The sequence below is a fragment of the Fortiea sp. LEGE XX443 genome (assembly GCF_015206815.1).
Classification (GTDB): domain Bacteria; phylum Cyanobacteriota; class Cyanobacteriia; order Cyanobacteriales; family Nostocaceae; genus Nostoc_B.
The window spans coordinates 14,366-30,179 of the sequence record NZ_JADEXZ010000044.1; the positions used below are offsets into that span (position 1 = coordinate 14,366).

The 15,814-nt window shown below is 38.9% G+C and carries 16 protein-coding genes and 1 tRNA gene; 9 read left to right on the plus strand and 8 right to left on the minus strand.

The features are described 5' to 3' along the window. Positions 1 to 51: 51 nt before the first annotated feature. Entirely contained in the window at positions 52 to 540 is a 489-nt protein-coding gene (locus IQ259_RS16655; RefSeq protein WP_193886716.1) for a hypothetical protein, read from the plus strand. Between the two features lie 472 nt (positions 541 to 1,012). After that, on the plus strand, positions 1,013 to 3,961 hold the full coding sequence (locus IQ259_RS16660; protein WP_193886718.1) for an S-layer family protein: 2,949 nt from the start codon (positions 1,013 to 1,015) through the stop codon (positions 3,959 to 3,961). A 201-nt stretch (positions 3,962 to 4,162) separates the two neighbouring features. Here IQ259_RS16660 and IQ259_RS16665 read toward each other — a convergent pair whose 3' ends face one another. Beyond that, positions 4,163 to 4,360, minus strand: coding sequence for a hypothetical protein (locus tag IQ259_RS16665; RefSeq protein WP_193886720.1), 198 nt, complete (start codon positions 4,358 to 4,360; stop codon positions 4,163 to 4,165). Positions 4,361 to 4,406: 46 nt separating this feature from the next. Here IQ259_RS16665 and acsF point away from each other — a divergent pair, with 46 nt between their 5' ends. The 4 genes from acsF (at position 4,407) to IQ259_RS16685 (ending at position 7,143) form a co-directional block, all read left to right on the plus strand. Continuing rightward, a complete protein-coding gene (acsF, locus tag IQ259_RS16670; protein ID WP_193886722.1) occupies positions 4,407 to 5,483 on the plus strand; it encodes a magnesium-protoporphyrin IX monomethyl ester (oxidative) cyclase in 1,077 nt (358 codons plus the stop codon). A gap of 194 nt (positions 5,484 to 5,677) precedes the next feature. Next, positions 5,678 to 5,750: transfer RNA gene (locus IQ259_RS16675), tRNA-Ala, on the plus strand. Between the two features lie 729 nt (positions 5,751 to 6,479). Beyond that, positions 6,480 to 6,845: a Mo-dependent nitrogenase C-terminal domain-containing protein gene (locus IQ259_RS16680; protein ID WP_193886724.1), complete on the plus strand. Its 366-nt coding sequence runs from the start codon at positions 6,480 to 6,482 to the stop codon at positions 6,843 to 6,845. Positions 6,846 to 6,867: 22 nt separating this feature from the next. Continuing rightward, complete coding sequence (locus IQ259_RS16685) at positions 6,868 to 7,143, plus strand: cupin domain-containing protein (protein ID WP_193886725.1); 276 nt, start codon at positions 6,868 to 6,870, stop codon at positions 7,141 to 7,143. 260 nt (positions 7,144 to 7,403) lie between these two features. Here the strand turns inward: IQ259_RS16685 and psaK are convergent, their stop codons facing one another. Together psaK and IQ259_RS16695 are read right to left on the minus strand one after the other, a co-directional pair. After that, positions 7,404 to 7,664: a photosystem I reaction center subunit PsaK gene (gene psaK, locus IQ259_RS16690; RefSeq protein ID WP_193886726.1), complete on the minus strand. Its 261-nt coding sequence runs from the start codon at positions 7,662 to 7,664 to the stop codon at positions 7,404 to 7,406. 226 nt (positions 7,665 to 7,890) lie between these two features. Further along, positions 7,891 to 8,508, minus strand: coding sequence for a serine O-acetyltransferase (locus IQ259_RS16695; protein ID WP_193886727.1), 618 nt, complete (start codon positions 8,506 to 8,508; stop codon positions 7,891 to 7,893). Between the two features lie 366 nt (positions 8,509 to 8,874). Here IQ259_RS16695 and IQ259_RS16700 point away from each other — a divergent pair, with 366 nt between their 5' ends. Then, a complete protein-coding gene (locus tag IQ259_RS16700; RefSeq protein WP_193886728.1) occupies positions 8,875 to 10,599 on the plus strand; it encodes an ABC transporter ATP-binding protein in 1,725 nt (574 codons plus the stop codon). Between the two features lie 69 nt (positions 10,600 to 10,668). On the opposite strand, the gene IQ259_RS16705 is transcribed toward IQ259_RS16700, so the two are convergent. From IQ259_RS16705 to IQ259_RS16715, 3 genes are all read right to left on the minus strand, one after another. Continuing rightward, positions 10,669 to 12,057: a CHAT domain-containing protein gene (locus IQ259_RS16705; protein ID WP_193886729.1), complete on the minus strand. Its 1,389-nt coding sequence runs from the start codon at positions 12,055 to 12,057 to the stop codon at positions 10,669 to 10,671. 120 nt (positions 12,058 to 12,177) lie between these two features. Further along, positions 12,178 to 12,903, minus strand: coding sequence for a peptidylprolyl isomerase (locus tag IQ259_RS16710; RefSeq protein WP_193886730.1), 726 nt, complete (start codon positions 12,901 to 12,903; stop codon positions 12,178 to 12,180). Positions 12,904 to 13,068: 165 nt separating this feature from the next. After that, positions 13,069 to 13,443 carry a cytochrome c gene (locus IQ259_RS16715; protein WP_193886731.1) on the minus strand — a complete coding sequence of 125 codons (375 nt, stop codon included), beginning with the start codon at positions 13,441 to 13,443 and terminating at the stop codon, positions 13,069 to 13,071. A gap of 208 nt (positions 13,444 to 13,651) precedes the next feature. On the opposite strand from IQ259_RS16715, the gene petG reads away from it, so the two are divergent. Beyond that, positions 13,652 to 13,765: a cytochrome b6-f complex subunit V gene (gene petG / locus IQ259_RS16720; RefSeq protein WP_010995538.1), complete on the plus strand. Its 114-nt coding sequence runs from the start codon at positions 13,652 to 13,654 to the stop codon at positions 13,763 to 13,765. Positions 13,766 to 13,927: 162 nt separating this feature from the next. Here the strand turns inward: petG and rsmD are convergent, their stop codons facing one another. Together rsmD and hisH are read right to left on the minus strand one after the other, a co-directional pair. After that, positions 13,928 to 14,500, minus strand: coding sequence for a 16S rRNA (guanine(966)-N(2))-methyltransferase RsmD (rsmD, locus tag IQ259_RS16725; protein ID WP_193886732.1), 573 nt, complete (start codon positions 14,498 to 14,500; stop codon positions 13,928 to 13,930). Between the two features lie 93 nt (positions 14,501 to 14,593). After that, the gene (gene hisH, locus IQ259_RS16730) at positions 14,594 to 15,229 is read right to left on the minus strand and encodes an imidazole glycerol phosphate synthase subunit HisH (RefSeq protein WP_193886733.1); all 636 of its coding nucleotides are present in this window, start codon (positions 15,227 to 15,229) and stop codon (positions 14,594 to 14,596) included. 58 nt (positions 15,230 to 15,287) lie between these two features. Here hisH and IQ259_RS16735 point away from each other — a divergent pair, with 58 nt between their 5' ends. Beyond that, a complete protein-coding gene (locus IQ259_RS16735) occupies positions 15,288 to 15,800 on the plus strand; it encodes a peptidase C15 (RefSeq protein WP_193886734.1) in 513 nt (170 codons plus the stop codon). The last annotated feature ends 14 nt before the right edge of the window (positions 15,801 to 15,814 follow it).

A 15,814-nucleotide genomic window follows, 5' to 3' on the forward strand; every position in this document is an offset into this window, starting at 1 on the left:
ATTTTATAACTGATAGGCCAAATTCATTGCTGTTACTCAGGAGTTATTTATATGATTCAAGTTGGAAAAAATTGGCTATTGAAATTATTTTTCGTAGTCACTCTAACTATAACCATACTAGTTCCAGGAAATGCTGCATTAGCAGATAATTTTACAAGCATGATTCCCGAACAAATGGTAATTTTAAATAAAACTGTTACGCAGAAACCCATTGTCATAGCACTATTAGGTCTAAGTCAAATGCGCGTAACATCCATAAAAAACTCTAGTAGTCAGCCAGGCCAAGTAATTGTTTTAGTCCAAGGAACTAGTGTCAAAAAAACTAATATTTTGTCAATTGCTCCAGGGGAAGAATTCCCACTGAATCTTGACACCTGTTTTAGCACTACAACAACCGTACAATTTGCTGATGCGATTACAAAACTTCAAACTCAGCAAACACTTTCTGCTCTGAATTTTCCAACTGTGTCTTCAAACACAATGGATTTTAAAGGTTACAAGGTTAATTACCAAGTTTCACCCCAAACTTGCCCATCGTAGCCAAAGAAATATTTAATCCAGCCACAATTTAATACAATTATCAGTTGAAGGTAGCCATCACCCTAAAGCAACTCTGTTTCATTCCCTCAGAGAAAGATTTTGTCAAGAGTATCAGCCAAAAATTTTAGGGATTAGGCAATCGAAAAATTACTACTATAACGAGTAAATTTTAACTGCGATCGCCAGATTGATCAGCAAATTCAATTTTTTACCTGATTTTTTTCGTTGATAAACTTGTAAATTGAAGTCTTTTAGGGAACGAAACAGTCTTATCTTATTCCACCACAAGAATAAGGCTATCTGTTCAAATAGCCTTATTCTTTAAGTCTCTCAGTTTATTTAAAAGGGATTAAGAATTTATCATCTCTGAGTCATCAGCAAGAAATTATGGCTATTTGTATAATTTTTGCTCAGTTATTTATCATATAGCTATCTTCAAATATATTAACAATTAACTCATGCACGCAGCATTATGAAGAATTACATTTCTGACTCTTGCGTAGTTAGTGGAATAATCTGGTGTTGTCTGAATCCGATAAACGTTACTCAGGCTCAAATTATTCCCGATACAACACTACCTAAAAACTCTGTTGTTACACCCAATAATATGATATTGGAAATTACAAAAGGTACTGTAGCGGGTAATAACCTTTTTCATAGTTTCAAGCAATTTACTGTTCTTGAAGGGAACACAGCCGATTTTGTCAATCCTAGTGCAAATATTCAAAATATTTTAGTTCGCGTAACTGGTGGAAGCCGTTCTGATATTTTCGGAACTCTCAAAACTTCTGGAAATGGTAGTCCAAACTTATTCTTGTTGAATCCTCATGGAATCTTATTTGGGACTAATGCTAGTTTAAATGTTGGTGGCTCATTTGTAGCAACAACAGCAAATGCGATCGCATTTGGCAATCAAGGTTCTTTCAGCGCCTTTGTCCCCAATAATCCAGGATTGCTCACAGTTAATCCTTCAGCTTTTTTATTCAACCAGATTATTGGTTCATCTATTACCAATCAATCTAGATATCGAAATCCATCTACATCATCCGTAGTTGGTCTATCAGTTCCTAATGGTCAAAGTTTATTGTTATTAGGTGGTAATGTTTCTATAGATGGGGGACACCTATTTGCGCCTGATGGAAGAATTGAATTAGGAGCAGTAGCCGGAAAAGGAACTGTAGAACTGAATACAAATAATCAGAATCTGCGCTTGAATTATCCCCAGAACTTAACGCGAGGCGATATTTCAATTATCAACGGATCTGCCAATGTCAATGTGACATCTAATAGTGGTGGTAGTTTGATAATCAATGCCAGAAATATAGAAATTACAAGTAGTCAGCTAACAGGTGGTCTTATCGAAGATGGAATTCAGGCGGGAGATATTATCCTTGATGCAACAGAAAGGATAAATATTATACAGAGTAATATCACCAATAGTCTTGGAGACTTTTCTACTTCAGCCACGGGTAATACTGGCGGTATTTATATCAAAGCTAGGTCACTATTTTTGAATGATAATTTCATTAGTAGTGATGTGGGCAACATTTTCTCTTCACTCACAGATAATACTGAAGGTAGTACTGAAGGTATTCATATTCAAGCTGGTTCAGTATTTTTGGATAATACGATATTGAGTGCAAGTATTTATGGAACAGGAAGTACTGGTGGAGTATTTATACAGGCGAAAGAATCTGTTTCCATCGCTAATAACAGTTCTATCAATAGTGATATTAATAGTGATATTAATAGTGATGCCTTTAGCAATACAGACGGTATTAAGATCGTAGCTGCTTCTATTTCATTAAATGGCACTACATTGAATGCCAGAAGTTTAGGAAATGGTAATACAAATGGAGTGTCCATAACAGCTAATAATTCCGTTGTGTTAACTAACAGTTTCATAAATACTATTGCTACTAACGAGAGTACTGGCAATGCTAGTAACCTTAATCTCCAAGCTAGAGACATTTTTTTAGATGCTTCCTCCTCTTTAGACTCATCTGCCTTCAATACAGGGTTTTCTGGCAACATAATAATTAATGCTCACAATATCTTTTTAAATAATAGGAGTTTTATTGGAACTCCAGTAGATGGTACGGCTAGTCCTGGACTAATTGATATTAATACTAGAAACCTAACTTTAACGAACGGTGCAGCAATTTCATCTGCAACTACTGGGTCGAGAAATGGCGGAAATATTCAGATTAACGCTACCGAGTCGGTCAAATTGGCAGGATTTTCTTCAGACCCAAGATTCAGATTCTCCACTTCAGGATTATTTACTGACACTGTGGGTAATGCGATTGGTACAGCTGGAAATATTGATATTAAAACTCGTAGTTTGCAGATAACAGATGGAGCATTAGTGAGCGCCAGTAGTAGTAGTGCGGGTGCTGGAGGTAACATTAATATTATTGCCGATACCGTTGATTTATCTCGTGGCGGTCAGATTTTGACTAGTGCTTCTAATAGTGGGAATGCTGGTAACATAACTATTGAAGCAAAAAATGAAGTGAGTATTGCTGGTAGCGATCCTACTTTTGCAGCACGTCTGGCAGAATTTAGTAGTGAATCAATTAATAATGACGGCGCTAATAGTGGTTTGTTTGCTCGTGTGCGAGGTACTGAACGCGCCAATGCTGGCAACATAACAGTAACCGCTCGCTCTTTACGACTTGATAATCAGGGAACAATTACAACAGGGACAACTGCTGGTGAAGGAGGAAATATCAATATCACAGCGAATGATATTGTATTACTTCGGAATAATAGTAGTATTTCTGCCAGTGCTGGTATTGATAATGCGGGTGGTAATGGAGGAAATATTAATATTGACACTAAATTTTTAATTGCTGCCCCTTCGGAAAATAGCGACATTAGCGCCAATGCTTTTAATGGTAGGGGTGGCAGAGTAAATATTACAGCTCAAAGCATTTTTGGTATCGAGTCGCGTCCCAGCCAAACGCCCCTGAGTGATATTACTGCTAGTTCCGAGTTTGGAGTCAGTGGACAAGTTAGCATTTCTACCCCAGAAGTTGATCCTGTCCAAGGCTTAATTGAATTACCTACGAATATTGTTGATACTTCAAAATTGCTGGCAGCCGATTGCTCAACAGAAGACGAAAATGACAATAGTCAATTTATCGTTACAGGACGTGGTGGATTACCGACCAATCCCTATGAACTTCATGGTGGGGATATTCTGTGGTCAGATAGTCGCGCTAGAGAGATTACAGCAAGGCAAAATCAAACTATTGCTACCAAATCACCTTCTGTTAACGTCACAAATGCCTTTGTCCCTGCTCGTGGTTGGGTGTTCAATGGTGCGGGCGAAGTTACTCTGATTTCCGATGCAAGCGCTACTCACAATCCTTTGAAGTCTAGTTCTTACGCCTGTCCAAAACCAAACATGAACTAATTCCCGATTGTGAGTGGTCAATGCTGCAAAGCTTGAAGTATTGTTGCAACTCTTAATGTTTTACACACCAGTTTCCCGCTGCACCTTGGTAGACTGAATTTTATACAAATGAATTATTGTCCTTTGCTGCGCCCTATGAGAGCATTACCTTTTGCTTTCAGGTGAGGCAGTCTGGTCTTCTCCCAAAGAGAAAGGCTAGTGCTAAGGGGGTTTCCCCCATGAAAAACTGCCGTTAGCACAGCGTAAAGCCTGCGGCATGGTGTCTCGTAGAGACGCTACGCGAACGCTTAAAGCGAAGTAGAAGCGTCGCCCGTTGGCGTGGCCTCTGTCTGTGACACGCTGCGCGTAAACTTCGGCGTGAGCGCAGTCAAACGCTTGCTTCCCCGCAGAGGTAAGCACAGAAGGACGTAATCAAGATAATAAAGACACTCATGGCAATCGAGACATGGTAGATTCCCTCAAAAAACCAGGCTTTGAAGAAATACGGCCAGGGATTAAAGTCCCGGCAAAAGAAACCTTATTAACACCACGGTTTTATACTACCGATTTTGATGAAATGGCGCGGATGGATATATCCGTCAATGAAGATGAGTTAAAAGCCATCTTAGAAGAGTTTCGCACTGACTATAACCGCCATCACTTCGTTCGGGATGCCGAGTTTGAACAATCCTGGGATCACATTGACGGTGAAACTCGCCAGTTGTTCATTGAATTTCTAGAGCGTTCTTGTACAGCAGAGTTTTCTGGCTTTTTGCTGTATAAAGAATTAGGTCGTCGCTTGAAAGATAAAAGCCCCGTCCTAGCAGAGTGTTTTAACCTGATGTCACGGGATGAAGCACGTCATGCTGGCTTTTTGAACAAAGCGATGTCAGACTTTAATTTGTCTCTAGACTTAGGGTTTTTGACAAAGAGCCGTAATTATACCTTCTTTAAGCCCAAATTCATCTTCTACGCTACTTATCTTTCTGAAAAAATTGGTTATTGGCGATATATCACCATTTATCGGCATCTAGAATCACATCCTGAAGACAGGATTTATCCAATTTTCCGGTTCTTTGAGAACTGGTGTCAGGATGAAAACCGCCACGGGGATTTCTTTGATGCAATTATGAAATCCCAGCCACAAATGCTGAATGACTGGAAAGCAAAACTGTGGAGTCGCTTCTTCTTGTTGTCAGTGTTTGTGACGATGTATCTCAATGACATTCAACGCAAGGATTTTTACGCCTCAATTGGTTTAGATGCACGAGAATACGATATCTACGTCATCAAGAAAACCAATGAAACTGCTGGTAGAGTCTTCCCAGTCATGTTGGATGTAGACAATCCAGAGTTTTACGATCGCCTGGATAGATGTATCCAGAATAACGAAAAATTGACAGCGATCGCTAACTCTAACACCCCCAAATTCCTGCAATTCTTCCAGAAGCTGCCATTATACATCTCCAATGGTTGGCACTGCTTACGGTTGTATTTGATGAAACCGATTGATGCTGCTTCTGCTCAAGGAGCAGCTCGCTAGATAGAAGGATTTTATTTGAAAGGCGCGGTTTCTGGTTATCAGATGCCGTGCCTTTTGTTTATAACTTTGTAACTAGAATGTGTCAGCACAATAATATTACTCCTGTAAAGAGCCTACTAATTTATACTTTCTGCTCTTTCTGAGCAAAGAACTTCAGGCAACCGTAAGTGAATGTTAGAATACTTTGTGGTAGCGGGGAATTAGCTCAGTTGGTAGAGCGCTGCGATCGCACCGCAGAGGTCAGGGATTCGAGTTCCCTATTCTCCATTTGTCCATTAAATGATTATTGTCAGTTTTAAAGAATTATTGTCCATTTTGACAGGGGTAAAGGACATAAGTTACCTGTTTACTTGATTTTCAGCCATCAAGCTCAAAAAATTAGCTATGTTCATTGGTTTGAGGAGATGCCATGTTGACAATTTCACGCTTTGTAGATTTAGTATAATCAACAATGTAAAGTTTTGTATCAACATTCGACGTTTCTGGATTAGTCTATGCTTATCAAACGATTTTGTGTAGCTAATTAAATAATATCTAGGACTCTTTGTGTAGCATACATGACAAATTATTTGATACTCAATGCCATAAAATTATCTGGTCTTGAGAAATAATCCCCTCAAAGTTTAGCTAAAGTCAGAATATAACTGCGCTTCTGCTCGCAAAATTCCACCTCCAGATACTGTATAGTTTCCGAACCGATAATCTAAATTTAATATATGAAATTGCTATTTTTTGTATCAGCAATCAATAAGTTAAAAAAATCCCACTTTTATATTTTCTTTGTTATTTTGTAGTTAACGGGACAGTTCTCCACCATACTGTGAGTTTAAATATCAATTAAGTCAACTTTCCCAACATTTTGTAACTCAAATAAGCATTTTGTGCTTGTAGCAGTTTATATCTGCAAGCACTATACAAACTAGTGGAATCAATTGCGAGGTAAAACTTAAGTCTGCAAATCCCTAGTTATCAACCTGAAAAAAATTACTAACAACTATGCTCAGAACAACTAATCTATCTATTATTCTGACTGCTTTCATTCAACCTGAAAATTTAGGTCAAACCGCGAAAGTAGCGAAGAAACACCCATTTGCTCAATCTCAATATGATTTTCTCCAACCATTACGTCAATGGCTTGACAACCTCGAAGTTCAAAATCGTAAACTAGCACACTTTATTGCTAAATTGATTCCGGCACAGTGTCCTTTCGAGCGTGATATTATTCTGTTCGGTCGAATAGTAGCCCACATTCCACCCATGTGCAAGCTTAATCCTCTTTATGATCAATTTGTAGGCTTGCGTTTTCGTGCTTTGTGTTATTTAGTAGATCAGTGTGGAGAAGATATCCAGTCCTACTGTTAAAAGCACACTGAGAATATAAAACATGGAAATTAAAGTTGAGCATGAACCCAGTCAAGAATACCTCGAAAATTTGGGTGTGTTCAAATGGGCGATTTGGGAAAAGGAAGTCTCCAAATTTCCCTGGACTTACGATACTGAAGAAACCTGCTACTTTTTGGCTGGTGATGTAATTGTTACACCAGATGGCGGACAACCAGTGCAAATGGGTAAAGGAGATTTGGTGACCTTTCCTGCTGGTATGTCCTGTATATGGGAAATTCTCAGCGACGTAAAAAAACATTATTACTTTTTTGAATAAGAATACCTTTAAATGAGGTATCAATGTCCCTCAGCCTTCCCTTCGCTCTTTGTGATTGGTAGAGGTATTTTTGAAGAAACTGGGGTTATGTCATATGGTAACACCCTATCTCGTCGTCAATTATTGCTTCTGACTCTCCCATCAAAGGCTAATTAAGCAACTGCTAACCGATGTATACAAAAGAGCCAGAAATGTTAATTTCTAGCTCAAATCGTTGAGACAAAACAATATTTATCCGAAAGCAAACTGTGGTACAAAACTTAGAATCTACCCAGGTTATGCAACCCTAAGATGATACCTACGCCTAAAATGTGGCCAAAGGCTGTAGTTGCTAGTAGTGCAGGTAAACCAAAGCCACCAAAGAAATTTGCTGAGGGTAAGGCTGGCTCAGAACTGGGATATTTAATGCTGGATTTGCCAAAGGTAATAGCCAAGATATTGGCAATAATCATGATGATCCCAATTGTGGGACTCCATTGTAGGGGTGTGGTGGCAGCAGCTAGTAAGGTTGAAGTCAACACTAGATTTACTCCTGAAATTTGTTAACCATTGAAAGTATCATCGGGAAATCTGCGAATATAATTCAAGGAAACCCTCAATTTTGCAGCAATATTTAACAGTTATTTTAAATCCTTAATATAAACCAATATCTGACTATTACTACTTAAGGATATATCAAAGGTAACAAGTAATACTTGAACTGCAATGATTAAGCAAGTATAGTGTGTTGGCTTAAAAAAGCCTAATTTATAATTTCTCTTCAACTTTAATACCGTTTCTTTTAATAATGGAAGCAGGAATTCCAACGACTACGCAATCCCTAGGGACATCCTTGACAACAACTGAATTTGCGCCAATTGTGACATTATCACCTACCTGAATATTACCTAGTACTTTAGCCCCCGCAGTAATCCGAACATTGTTACCAATTTTGGGACGACCTGATTTATCTTTATATCCAATCGTCACTTGTTGGTTCACCCAACATTTTTCACCCATATCTGCCATAATAATTGTGCTAAATCCATGCTGGATAAACAAACCTGCACCAATGCAACAGGAGGAATCCAAGAAAAGAGAGGGACATTCTGGATAAATCAACTTGAGTAAATACATGGTCATCCGTCCGCTCAAATTGCCTTTAAATAGACGGTAGTAATATAAATTTCTAAATTCTTGTGTTTTGTTAAGTAAAACAAGTAATTGAATCCACAAATGTTGCTCTAGTAAACCTAGTACTTCAACCCATCTTTTGATATCAGCAGTAATAATTTCCTTTTCTGTTGTTAATAAAAATGGTATTGATAGTGGCAAAAACCATAAAATTACTAAGATAAACAAAGCTTGCTTTAAAATACTTTTCATCGTGGCTACCACATAATCATAGAACTCAAACTTCTAGATGCAATGTATCCGATAAAACTTGTAATGGCAATTGCTTCCTACGCCAACCAGAAAATAGCTTAACAGAATTGCTTTTTAAGCTTTACGGGGTGGGCATTTTACCCATTCTCTAAGAAGATAAGTAGTCGGACGCAATTAAATTCATGGGTGGAGATAAGGGATAGGGTACAGATTACAGTCAAAAGTTTGTGTAATTAATTCTCTCTGATTACTTAGATTATTTATTTCTTAATAAAAAATTAAATTAATTTAAAAATTAAGTACATTGAAACTACACAAAAGCTGATAGCGTCAAACAAAGTAAATTTATCTTCGGGAAGTTACAGTTTGAAAACCCGTTCTAATTACTGGCAACTACTGCCCTATATCAAACCCCAGTCGGCAAATATCATCAAGGGCTTTATTGGCATTATCGGATACGTGCTGGCGACACTGACGTTAATTAATCTTGCAGGTAAATTAGCAGCACCTTTTGGACAAGGTAATGTAGTAGCGATCGCTCAACTAGCCAGTATTTGTGCTTTAGTATTTCTGGTGCGCGGCTTTTTTCAGTCTGTGCAAGATATATATATGGCGAAAGTAGCTTTAAGAGTTGCTTATTATCTCCGCAAGCAAGTATACAGCCATTTACAAAAATTAGATTTGAGCTATTTTGAAAAAGCCAAAACAGGTGACTTAGCTTACCGCCTTACAGAAGATATAGATCGAGTTGGCGAAGTTGTCAATAAATTACTACATGATTTTGTTCCCTGTGTGTTGCAATTAATTGCCATACCCATATATATGATTTACCTCAATTGGCAACTAACATTAGCGACAATTGTTGTTGCACCGTTAATGGGGGTGTTAATTGGCTGGTTTGGGGAACGGTTACGGAAGTATTCCCTTAAAAGTCAAAATCGCGTGTCGGGTTTATCAGCTATTTTGACGGAAGTTTTCAGCGGAATTCGGCTTGTACAAGCATTTGCTGCTGAAAATTATGAAATTGCTCGCTTTGGCTATGAAGCAGAACGCTCTTTAAAAGCAAAGTATTCTGCTGAACGTCTCAAAGCAATTCAAATTCCGATTGTGGGATTTTTGGAAGCCTTAAGCGCCTTATCGTTATTAATGGTGGGGACGTGGCAAATTTATCAACGCAACTTAACTGTGGGGGATTTTTTCAGTTACCTAGCCGCAGCTGCATTGCTAATTGATCCAATAGGACACACTACTAACAACTATAATGAGTTCAAACAAGGTGAAGCATCAGTAGACCGAGTGTTTGAATTGATAGCGATTCAACCAAGGGTAGTAGAAAAGCCGATCGCGCTCACCCTTCCCCCAGTTAAAGGTAAAGTGGAATATCGCCATATTTCTTTTGCTTACAAACCTGGTGAGCCTGTACTTCAAGATATCAGTTTATTGGCATCACCGGGAGAAGCGATCGCCTTGGTTGGTGCTTCCGGTGCAGGAAAGACTACTTTTGTTAATCTCCTTCCGCGTTTTTATGATCCCGAATTTGGTCAAATCTGCATAGATGATATTGATATTCGGGATGTCACCTTACATAGTCTGCGGCGACAAATCGGTATCGTTCCCCAAGAAACAGTGATGTTTTCAGGAACGATAGCTCAAAACATTGCCTTTGGACAAGATAATTTTGACATGGATGCAGTGATAGCAGCCGCGAAAATTGCTAACGCCCATCAATTTATTACCCAATTACCAGAAGGTTATCAAACTTGGGTAGGTGAGCGGGGTGTAAATTTATCGGGTGGACAAAGACAAAGAATTGCGATCGCCCGTGCTGTTCTGCTCAACCCGCAAATATTAATATTAGATGAGGCGACATCTGCATTAGATTCAGAGTCGGAAGCCTTGGTGCAGGAAGCACTAGAAAGACTAATGCAGAACCGCACAGTTTTTATTATTGCCCACCGTTTAAGCACAGTGCGACGATGCGATCGGATCTTAGTTCTGGAAAAAGGTCAAATAGTAGAATCAGGTAATCATGAAGAATTGTTAAGGTTAGAAGGTCGCTATGCTAGGTTTTATGCCCAGCAGTTTAGTTAGTTGTCAATGCCTAAGTTTTATATTTATAGTTTTAGCGATCGCTAACTGTAATTTCTGCTGACAGTCATACTACCAAGGATTTCCAATCAATGTAAATCCAGACCAATAATAAGGATGAGATAACTCATCGCTATCAAGCTCCGCAAGTTCATGCGAATCTGAAGAACTACCCCCAGGAATTACGAGATTATCTTCCAAACTTACGCGCTCTTTAAGCATGTCGATTTGAGCTTGTCGTAATGCTTCTGATTTAACTGGATTAGCTTTCAATTTTCCGTAAAATTGAAGCATTAAAGCCAAAGTACCACTATCATTAACCGTCCAAAGGCTTGCCAAAGCGGCTTTTGCTCCCGACTGTACAGCCAACCCAGCAAACCCCAGTTCGGCTTGGGGATCACCCAATGCAGTCTGACAAGCACTCAATACTAATAACTGCACAGGAGGTTTATCAAGTCCTAGAGTTTTCAGTTCATCTAAGCGAACTTTGGTATCCCAAAACTGAATGTAAGATTGCTCGACAGAACCAGGAGAAAATTCTGCATGGGTAGCTAAATGTACTATTCCAAAAGGATAAGCAGCACGTTCCTTCTTCAGATTTTTGAGCGTAAATTTTTGGTTTAGTAAAGACTTTCCTGCCCAGTTATTGGCAATAATATTTGATAATTCTAAGGGAACGGCAGGTAAAGGTTCATGATTTTTAAATTCCGAGGCTCCCATTGCTAAAATCTGGGTTTTCGTAATATTTGTAGATTGAAAATCCAGGAGGCTGAAAGCAGGAATAATTCCTAAACTATATTTCTCAATTAAAAATTTTTTACCATCAGAAATTGCAGCTAGAGGAACAGTGCGTAACCCACCTCCTAAACAAAATATAAGATTATTAACACCTTGTGTTTGTAATTCAGATGCCAAAGGAGCAATTAGCAAGTCATATATTTTTTTACCAGAACTTAAATACTTACTGCGCGGAGAAGCTGGGTTAACAATATCATTGCGAAATTTAGTAACTAAGCTCGTCAATGCCTCTTTTTTTGCTGCTGGAATACGCTTGTGAATCGGTAATTTATCCGGCAATACCAATATTAAATCAAGGTGATTAGGAGTTGGTACTGCATAGATTAAAGCACTTTTTTTACCAACTTTCTGGCTAATTTTATTGAGAGTTTGACTTATTTTTTTTACTTCAATAACCTGATTTGAAGGCAGTTTCACCTGCATATATTCATCATATTGCTGCTTCCAACCCTTTTCAATATGTATAACAGCAGAGTTAATATCTTTACTATCAAGTAATTTTTTGACAACTTCCGGTTGCAAACGAGACAAGGGAAGCGCATTCTGTTTTACTGGTGGCGGAACTGCTTTGATTTCTGCTTGACTAAACTTTAGCAAGTCCAGCCCAATTATGAATAAACTGAGGGTTGAAAGAGCCAATAAATTTAGCTGATGTTTGTTCATATCTGTTCATGCACCAAGTTATTAATTATTCTTACTGGACTGACACGAGTAAGTAAACTTTAGGTTGTAGTAGCGTGACACGACTAAAATTAAATAGCTAGTTGTTGATTCAGGGATTAATTAGTTTGACATCTGTTGGATTTGCTTCTGTTGTTCTTGCAACCAAGCTTCAAAAAGTTCATTCAGCAGCCGTGCTTTCATCGGTTCATCTAGTTGAGCTGGGATAAATTTCTCCAATCGCAAAATTACAATCCACTCGGCTATTCGCGCTGGCGGTAGGACTTGACCTGGTTGACTGCTAGATAATATCTGCACCATTGTGGGATGAATTGCTTGTAGTTCAACTGGGCCAATTAACCCACCAGTTTGGGCTTCTGGCCCTTGGGAGTATTCTTTTGCGACTTCTGCAAAGGACTGTTCTTTCGCTTGAAGCCGGAAGTAAAGTTCTTGGACAAGTCCAATATCTTGAGTACGTAGAAGAGAATAAATAACTTTATCCAGTTTTCCTTTGTTTTGAAAGAAATAGGACTCTAGTTTACCACCCCAAGTTTCTAGCTTAAATTTCTCTATTTTCAGCTTGCGAATCGTCACGGATTCTAATTGCTCTGGAGTTATACCATGATAGGACATCCAGGTTTTAATATCCGCATCAGTTTTTAACTGCCTTTCAGTGTAAAACTGTTGTTGAGCGCGAGTTACTTCTTCTTTTATACATTCTATATTTGCGATCGCCTCATCAATAATTAATTCCCGTAGTAGCTGTGGTAGCATTTGGTAACTAGCTAGTAAAGGAATTAGCTCAGTAGCCTGAATTGTACGGTTGCCAATTTGAAGAACTTCTGTCATTTTTTTTGCCAATTGCGATCGCATCATCACGCAATTCATTTTCACACATTCAACTACATTGGCACTTAGTTATCTTAAAAGTATTGTTAACAAAAATTAAAGATGTAGAAAACTTTTGTTCCTACATCTTGATTAATTCTTCATTTCTAATGAAAGGTTAAGAATCTACAAAGTTTCCAAGAAGCTCAAAAGATCGGCCATTTCTTGGGGGCTAGGCTGAAATTTGGGCATAGGTGGCGTTTCACCGCTAATTACTTGTTGAATCAACTTATAACGAGATTTACGTTTAGAAACAGCTTGTAAACTGGGGCCGACTCGCCCATCTGCTTGCCAACCGTGACAACCAGCGCAATTGATTTGAAAAATAGCATTTCCTTGCTCTGCATCTCCGGTTAAAGACAAAACGCTTTTAACGTATGGATCTGAGGCTTGTACCATTTGAACACCAAAGATGCCCAAAGGGATTGCCAGCAGTATCGCTAGAGCCAACAAAGCGATCCGCTGAATCAGAATTTCAGGTTTGGTAATCTGGTTATCCAAAAGGTTTGCTGTGAAAGTGTAAGGTTCTAAAAATTTTTCATTTCCTACACATAGCTTAAAAGTTCTTGATTTGCACTGCAAGCACAGATGACAGTTTTATTACAACTAGTCATTGCTCAAAAACATTGTGGTCAGCGGGATTCACCGCAATTTGATAAAATCAAATACAGGAAATGAATCATTAATAATTGCAAACAGGAGAATTAACGTGGTTGAACCCCTGCTTTCAGGCATTGTTCTTGGTCTAATTGTAGTGACTCTCGCTGGTCTGTTTTACGCTGCATATAAGCAATACAAGCGCCCCAATGAGTTGGGTGGTTGAGAAAGTGCTGAGGATTTAGCCAGTAGGGTGTGTTAGGCGTAAGTCATAACGCACCTTGACTGATGAGAGCAAGACGGTGCGCTACTTCGTTAACGCACCCTGCAAAACTGGATTAAAAAAAATGGGTCATGGAAGTTAAGCAAAAAGACTCTTTGGCTAAAATTACGGACTGATATCGTTGATCACATTGGAGTCAATGACTCTGTAGAAAGTTAAGGCTGTGTTACCGTAAACTTTGGCACGGCAAATTTCCCAGTTGGGGATTAGTGGTGGTGTCCAGCTTTGGGGATTATGTTCTACCGCGATTTCACCTTTGGGATCTAAGAGGTTATGGAGAGCGATCGCTTCTAACACAGGCTGATATAATCCACTGGCATAAGGTGGATCGAAGTAAATTCTGTCAAATTGTTTGCCTGACAAAGTTTTTAACTGCTGAATAACATCACCGCGTAATAGCTGCCATTTTTGCTCGCCATCAGCTAATTGCTGCCAATTCTGTTGAATAATCCCACAGGCTCGGCTTGATTGCTCAATTCCTACTACCAAGCTGGCTCCTCTACACAAAGCCTCTGCGCCCATTGAACCACTACCCGCGCACAAATCTAGCCAGCGACAACCTGCTATTTCACCTTGCCAAATATTAAAAATAGCTTCCCTTACCCTAGCACTTGTAGGTCTGGTTTCTTTTCCCGGTAAGGTTTTAATCGGACGATTGCCGTAAATTCTCAGGCTCATGATTGATTAGTCATTAGTCACTGGTCATTAGTCATTGGTCGTTAGACATTTGCACAAGACAAATGACAAAAGACAAAGGACAAATAACAAATCCTATGCAGCAATTTGTTCACGGACTTGAGAAACAAAATTAGACAGGATTTGCAATCCTATATTAGAGGATTTTTCCGGGTGAAATTGTACTGCCATCAAGTTTTCATGAGAAATTGCAGCTGTAATAGTTTGAGTACCGTGGGTAACAGTTGCAGCTTTAACTTGCGGATCAATTGGGTCAACAAAGTAGGAATGAACAAAATAAACCCAAGGGTTAGCTGGTAAATGCTCCCATAAAATACTTTTTGGTTGAGTCAATTCCAGTTGATTCCAACCCATGTGCGGAATTGTAATTCCTGGTTCATGATGAAATCGGCGGACTTTTCCCCGAATAATTCCCAGTCCTGGTTGAGTACCTTCTGCACTTGATTCAAACAGAATTTGCAATCCTAAACAAATTCCTAAGAAGGGTTTACCAGATGCGATGGTGTCCTTAATCGGTTTTTCTAAACCACGTTCTCGTAAATGTTGCACGGCTGGATCAAATGCTCCGACTCCTGGCAATAGTACTCCATCAGCCAACGATATCTCTTTAGCAGAATCAGTAATCTTAGGAGTTGCTCCAGCTTTTTCTAAGCCTTTGCAGACTGAGTGCAAATTTCCCATGTCGTAATCTACAACTGCAATAACTGGCATTGACCGGCTCCTTGTAAATTTATTATGGAGGGTTTTTCTATTTTAAATAATAATTCCCATGAAGAAAAGAATTCTATTAACTTCTTTTGACACTTGGTTAAGCGATCAACAGTCAAATTCCTCGGATGATTTATTACTAGAAGTTACCAAAGTTGATTCCATCCCACACGATTTAAAATTTTTGCGTCTGTTACCTGTAGATGTGATGCTTGCTAGTTCCTGGGTAATTCAAAAAATCGCTGAGTTGCAACCAGATTACATTATCTGTTGTGGCATGGCTGCCAGTCGTCAGCAATTAAGTGTGGAGGTGGGTGCTAATCAAGGGAAAATGTTTTTGCCGACGGTAGTTGATTTGGAAAAACTAGTGTCGGGAACAGTAGCAACTGATATTAGTAACGACTGCGGTAAATTTGTTTGCGGAGGTCTTTATTATGCAGTTCTGAACTATCTACAGGAATATCAACTGACAACTCGTTGTATCTTTGTTCACGTTCCATTTTTAAATCAAGAAAATTTGGTAGCTATTCTTGCCGATTTCTTATTAATTATTCACAATCTGGCACTCGCATAAAATAGTGTGCGTCT